This window comes from Caballeronia glathei, from assembly GCF_000698595.1.
Taxonomy (GTDB): Bacteria; Pseudomonadota; Gammaproteobacteria; order Burkholderiales; family Burkholderiaceae; genus Caballeronia; species Caballeronia glathei.
Window position 1 is genome coordinate 1 of the sequence record NZ_JFHC01000344.1, and the last position, 314, is coordinate 314.

The 314-nt window shown below is 58.3% G+C and carries 1 pseudogene; it reads right to left on the bottom strand.

Features of this window, described 5'->3' with window-relative positions:
- Positions 1–231 (bottom strand): annotated as a pseudogene (locus tag BG61_RS39060) (hypothetical protein); the annotation flags it as partial.
- Positions 232–314 lie beyond the last annotated feature (83 nt).

Genomic DNA, 314 nt, shown 5'->3' on the forward strand with positions numbered 1-314 from the left:
CTTCAGGGTGTGGTCGTAGAAGTACGAGCGGATGCGCCCGGCCAGCGTCACGACTTCGGCGAAACTCGGCGCGTGCTCGGGGAGCAGGCGCTTGTTGAATCTGCCGATGCCCTTAGCATGGTGCTTGGTCTCGACCTCCTCCGTGACCTTGCCGTCGAAACGGCGGGCGACCCAGATGGAAATCGTGACCGAGCAGAGCATGACCTTCGATTGGATGGAAGTGATGTCCATGAGATAACTCCGTATAGAAAGGGAATGGTTGAAACAAGAAAAAGGCCCTGCGTGTCCGAAGACACGGCAGGGCCAAAGGGGGT